We start from the raw sequence: 15734 nt of genomic DNA on the forward strand, positions 1-15734 counted from the left end.
ATGTCCGTCCTTACGGTCCTACATGTCAACTAGATGTCAAGTTGACACGGACCTTAACCGCGCGTCGGATCGACTGGCGGATGGCGCTTCCATCGCCACCGCCAGGTCCGGTTGAGGTGATCATAACCGCCGCCGGCCGCCTCGTGACCCCGGCGAACACCCCTGCCTGCCTCCTGTTCAGCGCCGCCGCCTCGCCCCGCTCCCGGGCTCCCGCCATCGGGCGACGCGGTGACTCCGTCACCATCCGAGACCGGAAAGTGTGTTGTGCCACAACCTTTCCCGGCCTCCCCTCACCGGGTGAAAGTTAGCATAAGCCGTATTGCCGACAAGGAGGGAGAGAAACAACGTGACCCTGGAGGCAAAGAGTTACTTACGTTCACTAGAACGAAGTCAGCGCTCGCGAACGCGAACCGACCGTCCGAGCGTGTTCAGCATGTACGACCGAGAATGGGACCTCCTGCCCGAGGTTTTCGCTCCGATCTATTCTCCTTCGACTCAGATCGCGATGGGATTCCTGGGGCTCGTGGAAGACCCGGACGTTCCCCGCTGGGGCTCCCTTCTCGAAATGGGATCGGGCACCGGACTGATCTCCGTGTCGGCCGCGCTGGCCGGGTGCGCGAACGTGGTGGCGCTCGACATCAACCCGGAGGCGGCCCGCAACACGGCGATGAACGCCACGCGCCACGGTGTGGCCGACCGGGTGGACGCCCGATGCAGTGACCTGTTCACGTCACTCGGGGAAGGCGAGCGCTTCGACCTCGTTTTCTGGAGTTCAAATTACGTGCTGGCCCCGCCCGGATTCGAATACGCCAACATGCACGATCGGGCGTACGTCGACGCGGGTTACCAAGCGCACCGCCGCTTTCTCGAGGAAGTGCCGAACTGGCTCACCCCGGACGGCGTCGCGCTCATTCATTTCAGCACCCGCGGCGATCTGGTGGCCCTCCTGCGGGGCGCCGGGGACGGCGACCGCAGCCTGCGCCTGCTGGCCGACCGGACGGTGCGGGAAGGAGAACTCGACATAGAGCACATGCTGCTCGAAGTGACGGTGAGCGCGCCGCGGCGGCGGGATCTCGCCTTCGCCGGCTCGAACGGCACCGCGCACGCGTGATCGGCTGAAGTCCGTCCAGGATTCCCCCAAAGCCTCTCCCTCACTCCTCGCGGTTCTCCCCACGCCACGCGCCTTGTTCGCGAATCTGGGCAGGACACCGCCTCGACCCTCCCGGCCCACGCGACCCTCCGCGTGTTCGGCACCCCCATTCGCGTGCGGCGCGGACAATCGCCCTGACGCCCCACCCGGTTCATCGTCGCCCGCGGGCCGCCACGCCGTTTCCCCGAACCCGGCATTTCTCCCTGCGACCCGAGAAGCGCCGCACTGCCGCGGTGCCCCTTTCCTGACGCTCCGCCCGTAGATTCCCCCGATCCGCGGGGCTCCGTCCGGGTTACCGCCATCCCGGCGCGTCACGAGAGGCCCGCCCCCGATCCGTACGGCGCTGTTCGCGCGGCGTCGTACGGCGGGGACGGGCGGCAGGGATGGGCGGCGGGTCAGCGTTCGGCGCGTGCCGCGACGCCGATGTCGGTGTTGTCGGTGAACACCCCGTCGACGCCCGCCGCGAAGAACCTCTTCAGCTCGCCGAACAGGTCGCCGTAGTCGCCGTCCCGGTCCGACGACCGGAAGTTCTTCGGCAGGGTGTCGTTCTCGGCGCGGAACGTGTACGCGTGCACCACGAGGCCCGCGCGGTGGGCGTCCCTGACCAGGTTCGTGGCCTGGCCCAGCGTGCCGTCCGGGTTCCGTCCGATGACCATGTCCTTGTCCGGGCCGATGCCGGCGGCGTAGGCGGCGATCTCCCGCAGTCCGGCCGGAGTGACCAGGTCGGCGTAGGTGCGCGGATCACCGGACTCGGCGAAGTCGGGCGGTGCGCCGTCCTTGTAGAGCAACTGGATCAACGGCACCCGCAGCCGCTTGTGGAGTTCCTTGAGATTTCCCACCTCGAAGGACTGCACGATCACCTTGGCCCGCGGCGTGTTCAGCCCGTTGGCCTCCAGCGCGCGGACGAGCTTGGGTTCGATGGGCATGCCGAGCTTGCGGTAGTAGGTGGGGTTCTTCGTCTCCGGATACATGCCCACGTCCCGGCCGAGCTCCCGCGAGAGCCGCCGGGTCAGGTCGATGATCTCCTGGAACGTCGGGATCTGGTAGCGGCCGTCGTAGATGGTGGTGTGCTGGCGGATCGACGGCTCGTCCTCCCTGCAGCGCAGGGTCTTCAGCTCGGCCAGCGTGAAGTCCTCGGCGAACCAGCCGGTCATCTCCCAGCCGTCGAGACTCCTGGTCTTCATGCGCCCGGCGAACTCGGGGTGGTTCGCGACGTCCGTCGTCGAGCCGATCTCGGGCGAGTGGGAGGCCACCAGGACGCCGTCCTTGGTCAGCACCAGGTCCGGCTCGATGTAGTCCGCCCCCATGCGCACCGCCAGTTCGTACCCCGCGAGGGTGTGTTCGGGCCGGTACGCCGAGGCGCCGCGATGCGCGATGATCACCGGCCCGGACGTCTGGCCGCCCAGGACACCGCTGCGCTGCGCGGTGGCGTCCGCGGCGGGCAGCACGGCGACCGTCGCCAGCACGCCCATCGCCACGGCCGCGCCGGCGCGCGCCGCCCTCCCCCGCCGTGACCGCAGGCGGACGGGCGCCGAGTTCGCCGGTTCTGAGGGAGCGGGTGGCGCAGGAAGCCTCCGCGGGTTCGATGTCATGACGCGATCTCCTCGACTGGACGCTTCCGGGTGGCACGTCCGGCCCACGCGCGGCAGGCGGCGGGCGGACCGGCGATGCAATTGCACCAGCGCCCAGGCTCGGCGTGCTCTCGTGACGTTCTCGTCCTGCACTGCACCGCACAGCCCCGCCGCGCCCTGCGCTGGTGCATGCACTGTGCTGCCTTGCGCTCCGCTGCCAGCCCTGGTCTGCCCTGCCTTGTGCCGCGCCGGCCTGCCCGGCTGGCTCGCGAGCGGATGACGGCCTGATCGCGGGCGGATCGCGGGCGGGGTCTCGCGCCGGGGCCTGTGACCTGCGCGGAGGGCATCTCCCGCCGGGCGGCGAGAGCTGGATGATAGGCAGCCCCGTTACGGTCGGAGGGTGATCATTCGACGGGATGACCCGAGGACGACACCCCTGCCGGACATCGCCCCGTCGGTCGACGGCGACACCTTCCGCGAGGCGATGGCGCAGATGGCGGCACCGCTGACGGTGCTCACGTGCTACGCGCCGGACGGCCGGATGTGCGGCCTGACCGTGAACGCCGTGTGCTCGGTCTCCCTGTCTCCGCCCATGCTGCTCGTCTGCCTGAACCGGGCCAACCTGAGCCATGACGCCGTCGTCGGCGCGCGGGAGCTGTGCCTGCACGTGCTCGAACCCGGCCAGCAGGATCTGGCCCTGCGGTTCGCCTCACCCGTCGACAGGTTCCGCGGCCTGGACGTCCACCCCGGCATGGCGCCGGAGCTGACCGACGTACGGCTGCGCGTGAGCTGTGAACCGGCCGGCGCACTGGACGGCGGCGACCACACGATCCTGCTGGCCCGGGTCGTCCGCGTGGTCAGCCCGGACAGGCGCGACGGCGGCGGGCTCGTCTGGCACCGCCGGGGCGCCGCCCGCGTCTCGCCGCTGCGCCGCCTCAACGACAGCATCGGAGAAGGGTTCGGCGAAGGGCTCGGCGCCACCGCCTGACGCTCCGCCTGACCGTTCCCCCGTGCGTCCCCCAAGCGTTTCCCAGTCGTCCTTCTGACGCCCGCCTCTCAAGCCGCCCTCGAAAGGCGCCCTCAAAGGCGCCCTCAAAGGCGCCTCAGACGCTGCCTGTGGCGCCGCCTCTTGCGCTTGCCTCTGGCGTCCGCTCCGCACGCCGCCCCGGGAGGCGGCTCTGCCGCTGCCTCGCCTGGTGGTCAGGTCGTGATGTCCTTGCGGCTGAACCGGTAGGCGGCGAGCACGCCGAAGACCAGCGCGTACACCAGTGAGACCAGCAGGCCGTCGGCCATGCCGGTCACGTCGGCGTCGGTGGCGAAGAGACCGATCCACGCCCAGGCGTGATGGGTGGGCAGCAGGTCGCGGAAGGACCCCAGTGCGGTGATCTGGTCCAGGATCTGGGAGAGCACCGACGCCAGCGCGGCGCCGCCGACCGCTCCGAGCGGGGCGTCGACGGTCACCGACAGCCAGAGCGCGAGGGCCCCCACCCAGGCGAGCTGCACCACGGTGTAGCCCACGGCGACCGCCAGCATGACCACGCTGCGGCCGAAGGGGACCGCGTCTCCGGCCGGGCTGGTCGCGTCGCCCGGGCCGTACCAGATCACGCCGGCGATCAGCGCCACCACGGGCAGCAGGCCGAGCGCGAGGAGGGAGAGCAGCGCTGCCGTCACGGCCTTCTGGCGCAGCAGCCGGAGCCGGGGCACGGGGATCGCCAGCAGGTATTTCAGGCTCGACCACGACGCCTCGCTCGCGACCGCGTCCCCGAAGAACAACGCGACCACGACCGGCAGCAGCAGCGAACCCGCCAGGTAGAGGGTGAAGACGACGAAGTTCGGGCCGCTCGTGACCGCGAGGTCGGCGTAGGTCACCGCGCTGCGCGCCGGGTCCTGCCCGCCGATCTCGAAGGCCGCGACCAGCACGAGCGGCAGCAGCGCGATCAGTGCGAAGACGAGCTGGGTGCGTCTGCGGCGCCACTGTCTGCGCAGCTCGACCAGGACGCGGAGGGTTCCCCGCGGCCGGTATCCCGCCGCCGCGCCGGTCCTGGCGTCCGCACCGCCCTCGACGTCCGCACCGGCCTCGCTGTCCGCGCCGATCGAAGCGCCGGCCGAAGCACCGGTGGAGACGCTGAAGGCGGCACCGAGGTCCCCGCCCGCGCTCCGGCCGGTGGTGTGGCCGATGCCCGGGCCCGGGCCGAGGTTCTGGCCCGCGCTCCGGCCCGTGTCGCGGTCGGAGTTCTGGCCGACGTCGCGGCCGGTGCGAGAGGCCGTGTTCTGGCCGGTCGTCGCCGCGCCTCCGTCGTACGGCGGCACGTCGCGGACCGGACCGCCCGCGTCCTGCGTGGTCACATCCTGGCGGGTGGTCGTCGCCTCGCGTTCCGGAGCGGTCACCGGGTCACACTCCTCACGATTCCTCCTGGACGAGCCGCAGGAAGGCTTCCTCCAGCCGTTGCCGCGGCGCCACCCGGTCGACGGCCACGCCCGCGAGAACCAGCCGCTGCACGGTCTCCCCACGGGCGACGCCGTCGAGGTTGGCGTACACGGTGCCCTCCTCGACGCGTACGTCGGACACGCCGGGCACCGCGCGGAGCAGACCGGCGGCGACGTCGGGGCGGTCCACGGCGAATCCGGTCTCTCCCGAACCCGCCGTGATGGCGCCCACGGCGTCGTCGGCGATCACGCGGCCCCGGTGGATGACCACCACCCGGTTCGCGGTCTGCTCAACCTCCGCCAGCAGATGCGAGGAGACGAGCACCGTACGGCCGGTCGCGGCGTACCGCCGGAGCACCCCGCGCAGGTGGTGGATCTGCGGAGGGTCGAGACCGTTGGTGGGCTCGTCGAGCACCAGCAGGTCCGGCAGCCCCAGCATGGCCTGCGCGATGGCCAGCCGCTGCCGCATGCCCTGGCTGTAGGTGCGCACCCTGCGCTCCACGGCGTCGCCCAGGCCGGCGATGTCCAGCGCCTCGTCCAGCCGGGCCTCGGCGGCCGGCCGGCCGGTGGCCGCCCAGTAGAGGCGCAGGTTCTCGGCCCCCGACAGGTGCGGGAGGAAGCCGGCGCCCTCCACGAAGGCCCCGATCCGCGACAGCACCGGAGCGCCGGACGTGACCCGGTGCCCGAAGACCCGCACGGTGCCCGCCGTGGGCTTCACCAGCCCGAGCAGCATGCGCAGGGTCGTGGTCTTGCCCGCGCCGTTCGGCCCGAGCAGGCCGAGGACCTGGCCGCGCCCGACGCGGAAGGACAGTCCGTCCACCGCCTTCACCCCGCCGGGGTAGCTCTTCGTCAGCCCCTCGACGACCAGCGGGGTGCCGGCCAGCGCGGGATCGAAGTCGGGCTGCCGGCGGCGCACGCCCGCGAGCACGCTCAGCAGCAGTCCCACACCGAGGACGGCGGCGATGCCGAGGAGTTTGCCGACCGGCCAGGCCGTCTCCATCGCCGTGCCCGGCACGACGGGCGCCCGCAGCGCGCCGATCACCGCCACCCGGTAGACCGCCGGGGCGGACGACGGGCGGTACGTCTGGTCCGTGGTCGCCACGGTCAGCTCCAGCTCGTGCCCGCTCACCGCGGAGTGGACGATGCCGGGCAGGCTCACGTTCACCTCGACCGGGGATCCGTCGGCGGGCAGCGACGGCAGCCGGACGGCCGCGACCCCGTTTCCGGGCAGAGTCCTGGTCCCGTCGGGGCCCTTGTCGTACAGCTTGACGAACAGCGCGCCGTCCCCCGGCGCGCCGACGGCGGAGACCCGCAGCCGTACGGTGGGCACGCCGGCCACCAGCAGCGGCGCCTTCAGCGCGGCGGTGGAGAACTTCGCCGACTGCCCGGGCAGGTCCATGCCGACCATCGAGGCGAGCCACGGCGTGCGCGACAGGTAGCCGTTCAGGCCGGGGATGCCGCTCACGGCGGCCGGCTGGCCTCCCGGCGGGTTGACGATCGTCTGCTCGCCGCCGATGAGCTGGGCGGACCAGCTTCCGGTCGCGCCGGAGAGCAGGCCGGGGTAGGCGCGGGCCCGCACGGTGCGCACCGCCGCCGATCCGTCCGGCCGGATCGAGCCCTGCACCTGGTATTCGAAGGGGCCGAAGGGATCGGTCCCCCGGCCGAGCAGCCGCAGGCGCAGCCAGTCCGCGATGCGCGCCCGGAGCGCGGCATCGGGACGGTCGCCGTCGTGGCCGCCCGCGTACCACACCATCTGCACCGAGGTGCCCGCGCGGGCGATCTGGCGGGCGGTGGCGTCGGCGTGGTCGAGCCCGAAGAGCGTGTCCTGCTCACCCTGCACCAGCAGGGTCGGCGCGGTGATGCGGCCCACCACCGACGTGGGCGAGAGCCGGTGCAGCAGCCGCTCCAGCGCCGGGGTCGGCGTGCCCGTGGTGGCCAGTTCGGTGTAGGCGCGGCAGATCTCCGGCGTGAACCGGCCGCACTGGGGGGAGTCGCCGAACTGCCCGCCCCCGCCGCCCGAATCGCTGCCGAAGCCCATCGAATACAGCCAGCCGGCCCACGAGCTCTTGAACACGCCGCCGGCGGCGAAGGCCGTCGCGGACGGCGTGGCCGCCGCCGGGGCGCCGGCCGAGTTCGGCAGCAGCGCCTGCATCAGGTCGTTGTAGGTGATCACCGGGACGAGCGCGTCGATCCGGCGGTCGAGCCCGGCCAGCAGCAGGGACAGCGCTCCGCCGTACGACGCCCCGGAGACCGCCACCTTGGGGTCGCCGGGGCCGTCCTTGAGCACGTCGGCCCTGCGGGCCAGCCGGTCGAGCAGCCGCCGCGCGTCGGCGACCTCCAGATCGGGGTCGTTCAGGCCGATCCGCCCGCCGCTGCGGCCGAAGCCGCGCGCCGTGTAGGTCTGCACGACGAACCCGGCCTCGGCCAGTTCGTACGCCTCGGCGTCCACGCTGTGCTTGTCGCCGCCGAACCCGTGGGCCAGCAGGACCGCGGGCGCGGGGGTGCGCGTCGGCAGGTAGAGGCTGGTGTCCAGGCTCACCTGCCCGGACGCGCCGGGCCCGGCGGGAACCTCGACGAAGGCGCTCTCCACGCGCACTTCGGCGGGCCGCTGGGTGTGCAGGGTCAGGGCGGTCACGCCGAGCGCGGCGACGACGAGCGCGGCGACCCGGAATCGCGCCCGCTGCGGTTTCAGCCACCCGAGAAGTGCCACGGCTGCGACGCTAGACATACGGGTTATCACCTGGGTCTTAGGTCGTGCCCGACGGGTCGTGGACGGGGTGTGCCAGATGTCCCCTGGTCGATGTCGCCACGGGTCATCCGAACAGCAGGCCCCAGTAGGCCGCCCAGGGCAGCAGCACCGCGCCGCCGCCGAGGAGCAGGCCCAGCCGTACGCGCTCCGCCCGGGTGATGTGCCGCCGGGCGCGCCACCATGCGGCCGCGACGAAGGCCATCGCGGCGACGGCGAGCAGGACGACCCCCCGGAGCGCCAGGTAGGGCACCACCACCCCGCCGACGGCGCCCGTGCTCTGGGTGAGCAGGAGGGCGACGACGTAGCAGACGAGGCCGAGGGGGGCGAGCAGCCCGCAGACCGCCAGGAGACGGGCGGTCCGGCGCATGCCCGGATCCCGCTCCGGCCCCTGCTGCGCCCCCTCAGGCCCCCATGCCGCCGCGGCCCGGCGCCGCCGCCTCCGCCCGACGAGCCCGGCGCCCAGGTAGGCGGAGAACAGCACCGCCATCAGCAGCAGCGCGCCGCCCTGCGCCCAGGCGGACTCGTACCAGGTGTGCGGCTCGACGGGCAGGCTGGTCCGTTCCTGCGAGGGCGGCGCGTCGGACCGCCCGGCCGCCTTCGGGCTCTTCAGCCACGCCGTCACCAGGTCGTAGAACTCGGGGACGATCCAGGTCGTGCCGCGGGCGAGCGGATGGGTGGCCGAGGAGACGACCCGCATCGTGTAGTCGTGGTTGCCGCCCTGCTCCAACGCGTTCCGGACGACCGCCATCGACTCGGCGGGCGGGACGGTGTGGTCGTCCGCCCCCCACACGGCGAACACCGGCTGACGCACCCGGGTCAGCGCGGGCGCGGGATCGAAGGCGGCCTCGGGGAACTGCCCGAGACCCTCGGCCAGCCGGACGCCGTTGAGCGCGAGCGGGCCGGACACGCCGTCGTGCCGCAGCAGGTTGTCGAGGTGCCAGGCCGTCTGCCGGGCCGGCTGCACGCCGCTGGCCGCCAGCAGCACCACGAAACCGACCTCCGGCGAGCGCGCGGCCACCAGCGGCGCCACCCAGCCTCCCTCGCTGATGCCCCACAGCCCCACCCGATCCGGGTCGACGTCCGGGCGGGCGCGCAGCAGCCGCACCGCGGCCAGCGCGTCGTCGGCGAGCTGGGAATAGGACCGCTGCGTCGCCGAATATCCGGCCGTCCGCTTTTCGTAGACGAACGTCACGACGCCCGCCTCGACGAAGGGCGCGACCATCTTGTGCAGTTCCTCGCGCGGCAGCCAGCCGGACACGGAGACGAGCACCAGGCCGGGACGCCGGTGGCCTGTCCCGGGAGGAGCGAAAACGGTGCCGTTCAATCGCGTTCCGTCGCTGGTGAACGTCACCTCCTCGGCTCCGGCCGGTCCCGGCGCGAGCGTGAGCGCGGCCGTCATCAGCAATACGCCGACAAGGCCCAGCAGTTTCCGGGCAGCAAACATGGATTCTCCCGTCCATTGTTTGTCGATTCGCCCTGCGGAAGAATTGACGGCCCGGCTGTGCCGGGTCTCCGATTCTCCGTACGCCCGCGCATAACCGGCAATTCACTGAGACCCGGATGATAGGACGTCCTCGTACCGTCGCCCCATGAATGTCGACGAGTGAGACATTGGGGTTCGCTACATGAAGGACTACTCCAAGCAGGTGCTCACCGGCGAGGGTGACACCGATTACGCGAGGTATATGCGGACCGATACCTTGCTGTCCTTGCAACGCGGCCCGGACGAGGTCGTGCACCGGGACGAGCTGCTCTTCCAGGTCGTGCACCAGACCACCGAACTGTGGCTGAAGCTCACCTGCGCCGACCTCGACGAGGCCGCCGAGCGCATCGGCGCGGAGGAGCTGGAGAGCGCCACGGGCCTGCTCGGCCGGGCGTCCTTGGGCATCGAGCTGGTGACCGGCCAGCTGGAGATGATGCGGCACCTGTCGCCCTGGGACTTCCAGCTGATCCGCACGGTGCTGGGGCACGGCTCGGGCGCGGACTCACCCGGCTGGCGGGCCATCCGGGGGTGCGGGCGCCGGCTCGAAGCGGCGTTCGCCGCCATGGTCCGGCGGCGCGGGCTCGACCTCGCCGAGCTGTACCGGAGCGGGCTCTACAGCCCCGAACACCGGCTGGCCGAGGCGCTCATCGAGTGGGACGAGCGCATCTCCCTGTGGCGCGTACGGCACTACAAGATGGCGACGCGGGTGATCGGGCATCAGGTCGTGGGCACCCAGGGGACCCCCGTGGACGTCCTGGCCAGCCTGATCAACTACAAGTTCTTCCCGGAGCTGTGGCAGCTGCGCGACGAGCTCACCCGCACCGGCCCCATGGCAGAGACCGCGTTATGAGCGGCACGAGCAGCGCCGCGGCGGCGTTCCGGCGGCGCTTCCCGATGCTGGAACGCACCGTGCACCTGTCGAGTTGCAGCCTGGGCGCCCGCTCCACCGACCTCGACCACGCGCTGGGCCGGATGGCGGCGGACATGACCCTGGGGGCGGGCGCGTGGGAGCGGTTCTCGCGGCAGGTCGACCGGGCGCGCGCCCGGTTCGCCCGGCTCATCGGCGCCGACGCCGAGCGCGTGGCCGTGGTGCCCAACGCCTCCGTCGGGGCCTACCAGGTGGCCTCCACACTGGGCCGGCGGCGGGGACGGCACCGGATCGTGAGCAGCACAGCGGAGTTCCCGTCGATCTCCCACGTGTGGCTCGCGCAGGGCCGCGACGGCACGGAGGTCGTCCACGCTCCCTGTGCCGGGAAACCCGTGGACGAGACGGCCGACGGGTACGGCGACGGGTACGGCGACGACGGTGCCGGCGACTGGGCCGGCGACTGTGTGGCCGACTACGCCGCGCTGATCGACGAGCGCACTCGGCTCGTGTCGGTACCGCTGGTGACCTACGCCGAGGGCCGCGTCATGCCGGTCGCCGAGATCGCGGCGATCGCGCACGCCGCCGGTGCCCCGGTGTTCGTGGACGCCTACCAGGCCGTGGGGGTCCGGCCCGTACGGGTGGACGAACTCGGCTGCGACTTCCTGGTGGCCGGCACCATGAAGTACCTGCTCGGCCTGCCCGGCCTGGCCTTCCTCTACGTACGCGCGCCGGGGTCACTCGGTCTCGATCCCGTGCTGACCGGGTGGTTCGGGCGCGTCGATCCCTTCGCCTTCGACGTAGGCCTGCTGGACTTCCCCGCCGCGGCCACCCGGTTCGAGACCGGGACGCCCGCGGTGCCGGCGGCCTACGCGGCCAACGCGGGGTTCGACCTCGTCGAGCCGCTCGACCTCGCCGAGGTGCGCGACCACGTGCTGGCCCTGACCGACCTGGCCGCCGGCGGCCTGCGCGAACGGGGTGAACAGGTCGTGCTGCCGCCCCGGCGGACCCGCGGCGCGCACCTGTGCCTCTTCGACCCCGAGCCCGAGTCGCTGGCCCGGTTCCTCGCCGAACACGGCGTCAGCGTAAGCCCACGCGGCCGGTACGTCCGGATCTCGTGTCATTTCTACAACGACGCCGGCGACGTCGCGGCTCTGTGCGCGGCCGTCTCGGCGTACCGAAGCAAGCATGGATCGTGCGGTGGTGTCCGTGTCCACAGCTGAGCTGAGCTCCTGGCTGCGCAATCCCGACCTGATGAAGTTCCCCTACGCCGCGGTGGTACGCGAGTATCACCACGTCGGCAAGCACTTCGTGCCCCCGGAACTGCTCCGGATGCTGGCGGAGGCGCGGACGCTGCTGCCGTCCCTGCACGGACCGTGGCCGCACGTCCACACGCTCGCCAGTTTCCTCGACACCGCCCTGGACAAACCCGACCAGCGCTACGACTACCCCACGTATCTGGCGCTGTCGCTGCTCCAGCTCCCCGGGCCGGACGACCCCCTGGAGCAGGCCCTCTTCGCGCGGCCGCGGTGCGACCGGCTGATCGCCCAGCTCGTGGCCGACGCGCTGGCCTTCGAGCTGGCCGCCCAGGACGGCCGTACGACGCTGCTGCCCCGCATGCGGCCGGACGCGGCCGTGGTCGGCAAGCGCTACCGGCACGGGCTGCGGGTGCTGCGGCCGGTGCTGGGCCGGATGGCGCTCGACTCGGGGCTGACCGAGGTGGGCCCCGCCGACCAGGCCCGCCAGGCGTGCGCGGCGGTCCGCGGCGACATGTCCTTCGCCGAGCGGCGGGCCATGAAGCTGAGCATCCTGCCCGTCGACACCATCCACGACGAGTACCTCTTCCTGCGCGTGCTCCAGGCGTTCGAGACCACCTTCGCGCTGCTGTCCACGCACCTGCGCGGCGCGATCGCGGCGCTGCGGCAGGGCGAGGTGGACCGGGCGGTGTACTTCCTCGACGGCTCACGAACCGCGCTGGAGGAGTCGGGACCGCTGTTCTCGATGCTCGCCACCATGCAGGTCGAGGCGTTCCGCACCTTCCGCCAGTTCACCGAGGGCGCCAGCGCGATCCAGTCGCGCAACTACAAGCTGGTCGAGTCGCTGTGCAGCATGCCCGACCCGGGCCGGATCGACTCGCAGGCGTACTTCTCGGTGCCGGACGTGCGCATGAGGGTGCTGGCCGGTCAGGAGACCCTCGACGAGGCCTGCGCCGCGCTGCTCGGCACCGGCGTGCCCGAGCCGGACCGCGTACGGCTGGGCGCGGCGATGGAGTCCTTCGCGCGGACCCTCGCCCGCTGGCGCCAGACCCACTACCGGCTGGCCGTACGCATGCTGGGCGAGGCCTCCGGCACCGGATACACGCAGGGCACGCCCTACCTGGCGGCCGTCCGCGACCTGCCGGTGTTCCGCACCCTGCAGAACGGCGTGCCCGGCGGCGGCCTGCACCCGAACGGTGTGCACGCCAACGGCAACGGCAACGGCAACGGGCTGCACGACAACGGCCTGCACGGCAACGGCGAGAACGGCCTGCACGCGGACGGCGAGGCCGTCCTGGAGGCCGACAAGGAGACGAGGAGGGCGCCGTGAGCGGAATCGAGGCACCGGTCGGCATCGTCGGCGCCGGGCCGGTGGGACTGGTCGCGGCGCTGCGGCTGGCCGACCACGGAGTGCCGTGCGTGCTGCTGGAGGCGAACCCGCACCTGGTCAAGCAGGGGTCCAAGGCGTGCCTGATCCAGGGCGACGTGCTGGAGGTGCTGGACAAGTTCGGCTGCGCGGACCCGATCGCCGAGGAAGGCGTGACCTGGGACGTCGCCCGGACCTATGTGCGCAACCGGGAGATCAGGGCGGCTCGGTATCCCCGCGGCCCCGGCTTCGGGCCGTTCGTCAACATCTCGCAGCACCGCATCGAGCAGATCCTGGTGCGGGCGGCGGAGACCGAGCCCCTCTGCGAGCTGCGGTGGGACCACGAGGTGACCGACGTGCGCCAGGACGAGGACGGGGTCACCGTCCGCGTGCGCACCGGCACGGGTGAGCGGGAGCTCGCCTTCTCCTACCTCGTCGCCTGCGACGGCGTGCGCAGCCGGCTCCGGGAGCTGATGGGCGTCCGGTGGACCGGCTACACCCACCGCGACCGGTTCCTGATCACCGACATCAAGGCCAAGCTGCCGCTGGCGCAGGAGCGCCACTTCCACTACGACCCGCACTTCAACCCCGGCCGGCAGCTCGTCATGCACCCGCAGCCGCACGACATCTGGCGCATCGACTGGCAGTTGCCGCCGGACGCCGACATCGACGCCGAGCGCGCGGACGGCCGGTTCGACCAGCGGGTCAGGGCGGTCATCGGCGACATTCCGTACGAGGTGGACTGGGTCAGCACCTACCGCTTCCACCAGCGGGTGGTCGAGCGGCTCCGGGTGGGCCGGGTGCTGTTCGCCGGCGACGCGGCGCACGCGCTGCCGCCGTACGGCTCGCGCGGCATGAACAGCGGCATCCAGGACGCCGACAACCTCGCCTGGAAGCTCGCGCTCGTCCTGTCCGGCCGCGGCGGCGAGGAACTGCTGGACAGCTACCACACCGAGCGGTACGCCGCCGCGCTGGAGAACCTGCGGGTGACCGAGGCGACCATCCGCTTCATGGTGCCGCCCAACCTGGTCAGGCGCTGGACCCGCGCGGCGCTGCTGCGCCTGTCGCGCATCCTCGGCCTCGCCCGCCGCCACGTCAACAGCGGCAAGATGGCCGAGCCCTACACCTACACCGACTCCCCCATCGTCGAGCGCGGACACCCGCTGCTGGGAGCGTTCGCGCCCGACGGCGAGGTCACCGTGGACGGCGTGCCGACCCGGCTGCGCCGGCTTCTCGGCGCGGGATTCACCGGCCTGGTCTTCGCACCCGGCGTGGCCGAGGCGCTCCCGGTCGTCGAGGCCGCGCGGGCGCGGCCGTGGGACCTCCCCGCCCGCCTCGTGATCGTGGTCCCCCCGGACGCCCCGGCGGCCGCGGCGCCCGCCGGGACCACCCTCGCCCGGGCCACCGGGCCGGCGCTGCCGGAGACGTACGGCGGGCTGGACCAGCCGGTGTGGTGGCTGGCCCGGCCCGACGGCCACCTGTCCGCCACCGGCGGGTCCGGCGAGCGGTTCGCGGCCGCACTGCGCGCCTCGGCGTCCGCCGGGGAGCTTTCGCTCGCGAAGGGCTGACCGCCCCCTCATCTCACCTGTCCTCCCACCCGTCCTCCCGACCAGGTCCGATTCCTCCCCGCCGGAGGCGGGGTTCTTCCCCGGAGGTAACCGATGAGCCCTACCTACAGCCGACGCGCCGTACTCGCGGGGACGGGCGCGGCCGCCGCGGCCGCCGCGCTCTCCGGGTGCGAGGTCGCCCGTACGGCGGACGCGCCGCCGAGCGGCACCTCCCTCGGCCGGACCGGCGACGTGCCCGTCGGCGGCGGGCACGTGCTCTCCGACCTCGACGTCGTGGTGACGCAGCCGGAGGCCGGCACCTTCAAGGCGTTCTCCGCGCTGTGCACCCACCGGGGCTGCCGGGTGGACGAGGTGTCGGACGGCGAGATCGTCTGCCCCTGCCACGTCAGCAGGTTCGCCATCACCGACGGATCGGTCACCTTCGGCCCGGCGGACCAGCCGCTGCCCGCCTTCAAGCTGAAGGTGTCCGGCGACGAGATCGTGGTGGCCTGACATGGGGCTGCTCACCGAGCTCGTCCACGCGATGCGCCGCGGCGTCGTCGAGGTCGTCGACCTGACCGCCCCTCTCTCCGAGCAGACGCCGATCATCAAGCTGCCGCCGGAGCGGGGCCAGCCGTGGCCGTTCTCCCGCGAGGTCATCAGCGACTACGACGCCGCCGGGCCCACCGTCTACTGGAACAACATCCGCCTGTCGGAGCACACCGGCACGCACTTCGACGCGCCCGTGCACTGGTTGTCGGGCAAGGGCACCCACGACGTGTCGGAGGTGCCGCCCGGGCGTCTCGTGGGACCGGCCGTCGTGCTCGACTTCACCGCGGAGGCGGCGGGCGATCCCGACTTCCTGCTGCGCCGCGAGCACGTCGAGCGCTGGCAGGAGAGCCACGGCGAGCTTCCGGAGGGCGGCTGGCTGCTCTACCGCACCGGCTGGGACGCCCGCCGCGAGGACCCCGCGCGGTTCCTCAACGAGGGGCACACGCCCGGCGTCGCACCGGAGTGCGCGCGCTGGCTGGCCGAGCAGACCCCGGTCATCGGCATCGGCGTGGAGACCGTGGGCACCGACGCCGGCCTCGCGGGCGAGTTCACGGACCGTCCGTACCCCTGCCACTGGTACTTCCACGGCGCGGGGAAGTACGGCCTGACGCAGTTGCGCAACCTCTCCCTGCTGCCGCCCACCGGCGCCGTGCTGATGGTGGGGCCGCTGCCCATCGTGGGCGGCTCGGGCAGCCCCACCAGGGCGCTCGCCCTGGTGGAGCATCAGGGACCGGCCTGACGGCGCTCCCGCAAGGGACCGGGCGAGGG

At 72.5% G+C, this 15734-nt stretch carries 12 protein-coding genes; 8 read left to right on the plus strand and 4 right to left on the minus strand.

Annotated elements, in window-relative coordinates; genetic code table 11:
• Window positions 1–433: 433 nt before the first annotated feature.
• Complete coding sequence (locus tag HHX40_RS32540) at window positions 434–1111, plus strand: methyltransferase domain-containing protein (RefSeq protein WP_182883677.1); 678 nt, start codon at window positions 434–436, stop codon at window positions 1109–1111.
• Between the two features lie 434 nt (window positions 1112–1545).
• Here HHX40_RS32540 and HHX40_RS32545 read toward each other — a convergent pair whose 3' ends face one another.
• On the minus strand, window positions 1546–2742 hold the full coding sequence (locus HHX40_RS32545) for a glycerophosphodiester phosphodiesterase (RefSeq protein WP_259404118.1): 1197 nt from the start codon (window positions 2740–2742) through the stop codon (window positions 1546–1548).
• 379 nt (window positions 2743–3121) lie between these two features.
• Between HHX40_RS32545 and HHX40_RS32550 the strand changes: the two genes are divergently transcribed.
• Entirely contained in the window at window positions 3122–3709 is a 588-nt protein-coding gene (locus tag HHX40_RS32550; protein WP_182883645.1) for a flavin reductase family protein, read from the plus strand.
• Window positions 3710–3921: 212 nt separating this feature from the next.
• Here the strand turns inward: HHX40_RS32550 and HHX40_RS32555 are convergent, their stop codons facing one another.
• From HHX40_RS32555 to HHX40_RS32565, 3 genes are all read right to left on the minus strand, one after another.
• Window positions 3922–5109 carry an ABC transporter permease gene (locus HHX40_RS32555; RefSeq protein ID WP_310738381.1) on the minus strand — a complete coding sequence of 396 codons (1188 nt, stop codon included), beginning with the start codon at window positions 5107–5109 and terminating at the stop codon, window positions 3922–3924.
• Window positions 5110–5122: 13 nt separating this feature from the next.
• Window positions 5123–7858 carry an alpha/beta fold hydrolase gene (locus tag HHX40_RS32560; RefSeq protein ID WP_220499858.1) on the minus strand — a complete coding sequence of 912 codons (2736 nt, stop codon included), beginning with the start codon at window positions 7856–7858 and terminating at the stop codon, window positions 5123–5125.
• Window positions 7859–7961: 103 nt separating this feature from the next.
• Window positions 7962–9341: an alpha/beta hydrolase family protein gene (locus tag HHX40_RS32565; RefSeq protein WP_182883647.1), complete on the minus strand. Its 1380-nt coding sequence runs from the start codon at window positions 9339–9341 to the stop codon at window positions 7962–7964.
• A gap of 181 nt (window positions 9342–9522) precedes the next feature.
• On the opposite strand from HHX40_RS32565, the gene HHX40_RS32570 reads away from it, so the two are divergent.
• The 6 genes from HHX40_RS32570 (at window position 9523) to HHX40_RS32595 (ending at window position 15705) form a co-directional block, all read left to right on the plus strand.
• Complete coding sequence (locus HHX40_RS32570; RefSeq protein ID WP_182883648.1) at window positions 9523–10230, plus strand: tryptophan 2,3-dioxygenase family protein; 708 nt, start codon at window positions 9523–9525, stop codon at window positions 10228–10230.
• Window positions 10227–11468: an aminotransferase class V-fold PLP-dependent enzyme gene (locus HHX40_RS32575; RefSeq protein ID WP_220499859.1), complete on the plus strand. Its 1242-nt coding sequence runs from the start codon at window positions 10227–10229 to the stop codon at window positions 11466–11468. Before HHX40_RS32570 ends, HHX40_RS32575 begins: the two co-directional genes overlap by 4 nt.
• Window positions 11434–12831 carry a hypothetical protein gene (locus HHX40_RS32580; RefSeq protein WP_220499860.1) on the plus strand — a complete coding sequence of 466 codons (1398 nt, stop codon included), beginning with the start codon at window positions 11434–11436 and terminating at the stop codon, window positions 12829–12831. The genes HHX40_RS32575 and HHX40_RS32580 overlap by 35 nt, the downstream gene beginning before the upstream one ends.
• Window positions 12828–14435: an FAD-dependent monooxygenase gene (locus tag HHX40_RS32585; protein ID WP_220499861.1), complete on the plus strand. Its 1608-nt coding sequence runs from the start codon at window positions 12828–12830 to the stop codon at window positions 14433–14435. The genes HHX40_RS32580 and HHX40_RS32585 overlap by 4 nt, the downstream gene beginning before the upstream one ends.
• Window positions 14436–14528: 93 nt before the next feature.
• On the plus strand, window positions 14529–14927 hold the full coding sequence (locus tag HHX40_RS32590) for a Rieske (2Fe-2S) protein (protein WP_111701505.1): 399 nt from the start codon (window positions 14529–14531) through the stop codon (window positions 14925–14927).
• Window position 14928: 1 nt separating this feature from the next.
• Window positions 14929–15705 carry a cyclase family protein gene (locus HHX40_RS32595; RefSeq protein WP_182877296.1) on the plus strand — a complete coding sequence of 259 codons (777 nt, stop codon included), beginning with the start codon at window positions 14929–14931 and terminating at the stop codon, window positions 15703–15705.
• Window positions 15706–15734 lie beyond the last annotated feature (29 nt).

The sequence above is a fragment of the Microbispora sp. H10949 genome, assembly GCF_014161435.1.
Classification (GTDB): domain Bacteria; phylum Actinomycetota; class Actinomycetes; order Streptosporangiales; family Streptosporangiaceae; genus Microbispora; species Microbispora triticiradicis.